General features: G+C 73.1%; 4 protein-coding genes. All 4 read left to right on the plus strand.

The window, feature by feature from the left end:
* The coding region (locus AOK18_RS03385; RefSeq protein WP_240503036.1) for a metal ABC transporter solute-binding protein, Zn/Mn family at positions 1-963 on the plus strand (963 nt) is incomplete at its 5' end.
* 43 nt (positions 964-1,006) lie between these two features.
* Positions 1,007-1,810 carry a metal ABC transporter ATP-binding protein gene (locus tag AOK18_RS03390; RefSeq protein ID WP_055571714.1) on the plus strand — a complete coding sequence of 268 codons (804 nt, stop codon included), beginning with the start codon at positions 1,007-1,009 and terminating at the stop codon, positions 1,808-1,810.
* A 6-nt stretch (positions 1,811-1,816) separates the two neighbouring features.
* Positions 1,817-2,719, plus strand: a complete 903-nt coding sequence (locus AOK18_RS03395) for a metal ABC transporter permease (RefSeq protein ID WP_055571713.1) — start codon at positions 1,817-1,819, stop codon at positions 2,717-2,719.
* Between the two features lie 64 nt (positions 2,720-2,783).
* Entirely contained in the window at positions 2,784-3,206 is a 423-nt protein-coding gene (locus AOK18_RS03400) for a Fur family transcriptional regulator (RefSeq protein ID WP_055571712.1), read from the plus strand.
* The last annotated feature ends 74 nt before the right edge of the window (positions 3,207-3,280 follow it).

Genomic DNA, 3,280 nt, shown 5'->3' on the forward strand with positions numbered 1-3,280 from the left:
GCGGTGACCGCGGTCACCGCGCTCGCCCTGGGCACCCTGTCCGCCTGCTCCTCCGGCAGCGCCGCGGCGGGCAGCACCGACAAGTTCGACGTCGTCGCCTCCTTCTACCCGATGGCGTTCCTGGCCGAGCGGATCGGCGGCGACCACGTGAACGTCACCAGCCTGACCCAGCCCGGCCAGGAGCCGCACGACCTGGAGATCAGCGCCAAGCAGACCGCGCAGCTCGAGGAGGCCGACGCGGCGCTCCACCTCAAGGGCCTGCAGCCCACCGTCGACGAGGCCATCGGCCAGTCCGGTGTGAAGACGAAGATCGACGCCGCCACCCTGACCGCCCTGGAGGCGCACGGCGCCGGGCACGGCCACGAGGACGGGCACGAGGGCGAGGACCACGCCCACGAGGACGAGGACGGGCACGAGGGCCACAGCCACGGGACCGAGGGCGGCAAGGACCCCCACGTCTGGCTCGACCCGGTCAAGTACGCCGAGGTCGCCGAGGGCGTCGGCAAGGCCTTCGAGAAGGCCGACCCCGACCACGCCGCCGACTACCGGAAGAACACCGAGACCCTCGTCGGCGAGCTGAACGAGCTGGACGCCACGCTCGAGGCGGGCCTGAAGGACCGCAAGACCGACGTCTTCATCACCACCCACGCCTCCTTCGGCTACTTCGCCGAGCGCTACGGCCTGAGCGAGGAGGCCATCAACGGCCTCGACCCCGAGTCCGAGCCCAGCGCGGCCCGCGTGAAGGAGCTCACCCGGACCGCGAAGGCCGACGGCGTGAGCACCGTCTTCTACGAGACACTGGTGAGTGACGACACCGCGAAGACGGTCGCCAAGGACGCCGGACTGAGGACGGACGTCCTCGACCCGCTCGAGGGCATCACCGACGCCTCCCGCGGCGACGACTACTTCGAGGTCATGGAGTCCAACCTGAAGGCCCTGCAGACGGCTCTGGGATCCGCGTGACCCGCCGCCCGGCCGGCCGACCGACCCATCGGAGGGCGGCAGCATGAGCACGAAGACCGGATCCACCCCGCCGGCGCCGGGGGCCGAGGCCGTCATATCCCTGCGGGGCGTCCACGCCGAGCTGGGCGCGCGCCCCGTCCTGCGCGGCATCGACCTCACCGTGCGCCGCGGCGAGGTCGTCGCCCTGCTCGGCGCCAACGGCTCCGGCAAGTCGACGACCGTGCGCGCCGTCATCGGCCAGGTGCCGGCCGGCGCCGGCGAGATCGAGCTGTTCGGCACCCCCCGGCGGCGGTTCCGCGACTGGGCGCGCGTGGGGTACGTCCCGCAGCGCACCACGGCCGCGGGCGGCGTGCCCGCCACGCTGACCGAGGTGGTCGCCTCCGGCCGGCTCTCCCGCACCCGTTTCGGCGTGTTCCGCAGGGCCGACCACGAGGCCGTGCGCCGCGCGCTGGACCTCGTCGGCATGGCGGACCGGGCGAAGGACTCCGTGGACGCGCTCTCCGGCGGCCAGCACCAGCGGGTGCTGATCGCCCGCGCGCTCGCCGCCGAACCCGAACTGCTGATCCTGGACGAGCCGATGGCGGGCGTCGACCTGGCCAGCCAGGAGGTGCTCGCGAGGATCCTGCGCCAGCAGGTCGACCGGGGCACCACCGTCCTGCTCGTCCTGCACGAGCTGGGACCGCTGGAGCCCCTGATCGACCGGGCGGTCGTCCTGCGCGACGGCTGCGTGACGCACGACGGCCCGCCGCCCGAGGCGGTCGGCCAGCACGCGCTGCCCGGCCACGACCACGTGCACCCGCACGCACCGGCGGGCGCCGAACCGATCCGCACGGGACTGCTGAGCTGATTGCCGATGGAACTCCTGAACTACGCCTTCATGCAGCGGGCCCTGCTGGCGGCCGTCCTGGTCGGCATCACCGCCCCCGCGGTCGGCATCTACCTCGTCCAGCGCCGCCAGGCCCTCATGGGCGACGGCATCGGGCACGTCGCGATGACCGGCGTCGGCCTCGGCTTCCTGCTCTCCTGGTCGCCGGTGTGGATGGCGACCCTGGTCTCCGTCCTCGGCGCCGTCCTGATGGAACTGATCCGCTGGTACGGCAAGGCCCGCGGTGACATCGCCCTCGCGATGCTGTTCTACGGCGGCATGGCGGGCGGCGTGATGTTCATCAACCTCGCCCCGACCGGTTCCAACGCGAACCTCACCTCGTACCTGTTCGGCTCCCTGTCGACGGTCTCCGAGTCGGACGTGACGGCCATCTGCCTGCTGGCCGCGTTCGTGGTGCTGGTCACCGTCGGTCTGCGCCGCCAGCTGTTCGCGGTCAGCCAGGACGAGGAGTTCGCCCGGGTCACGGGCCTGCCGGTGCGGTTCCTGAACCTGCTCACCGCCGTCACGGCGGCGGTCACCGTCACCGTCGCGATGCGCGTGGTGGGCCTGCTGCTGGTGAGCGCGCTCATGGTCGTGCCCGTGGCCGCCGCCCAGGCGCTCAGCCGCAGCTTCGCCGCCACCTTCGCCATCGCCGTCGCGATCGGCGTGAGCGTGACCATCGGCGGCACGGTCACCTCGTACTACCAGGACGTGCCGCCCGGGGCGACGATCGTGCTGCTGACGATCGCCGCGTTCATCGTGCTGACCGTGCTGGCCACCCCGCTGGCCCGCCGCCGTGCCCGCGCGCTGGCCGCCGCCCGGCCCGCCCCGGACCCGGCCGAGTGCGCGGTGCCGGCCGGCCGGAAACCGCCCGGGAACGCCGACGCCTGACTCCCTCCTGCCCGGCCTGGCACAATGGCCGCGGCAGAGCAGGGTCGGACTGAGGAGGAAACCGGTGACCACCGCTGGACCGCCCGTGAAGGGCCGCGCCACCAGGCAGCGGGCCGCCGTGGCGGCTGCGCTCCAGGACGTCGACGAGTTCCGCAGCGCGCAGGAGCTGCACGACGTGCTCAAGCACAAGGGCGACTCGGTCGGACTCACCACCGTCTACCGCACCCTGCAGTCCCTCGCCGACGCCGGCGAGGTGGACGTACTGCGCACCGCCGACGGCGAGTCCGTCTACCGCCGCTGCTCCACCGGCGACCACCACCACCACCTGGTCTGCCGCGGCTGCGGCAAGGCGGTCGAGGTCGAGGGTCCGGCCGTGGAGACCTGGGCGGAGACCATCGCCGCCGAGCACGGCTACGTCAACGTGGCCCACACCGTGGAGATCTTCGGGACCTGCGCGGAGTGCGCGGCGGCCGCGAACGGCGTCTGAGCACCCGGACGCGGACGGGGCGCGGAGGTGACCTCCGCGCCCCGTCCGCGTTCACGCCCGTTCCCTCACTGCTC

Source organism: Streptomyces prasinopilosus (genome assembly GCF_001419695.1).
Classification (GTDB): domain Bacteria; phylum Actinomycetota; class Actinomycetes; order Streptomycetales; family Streptomycetaceae; genus Streptomyces; species Streptomyces prasinopilosus.

What these genes read in the sequence shown, in the direction of transcription:
- AOK18_RS03395 (WP_055571713.1), top strand. Translation starts at nt 1,817, where the DNA reads ATGGAACTCCTGAACTACGCCTTCATGCAGCGGGCCCTGCTGGCGGCC.
- AOK18_RS03390 (WP_055571714.1), top strand. Translation starts at nt 1,007, where the DNA reads ATGAGCACGAAGACCGGATCCACCCCGCCGGCGCCGGGGGCCGAGGCC.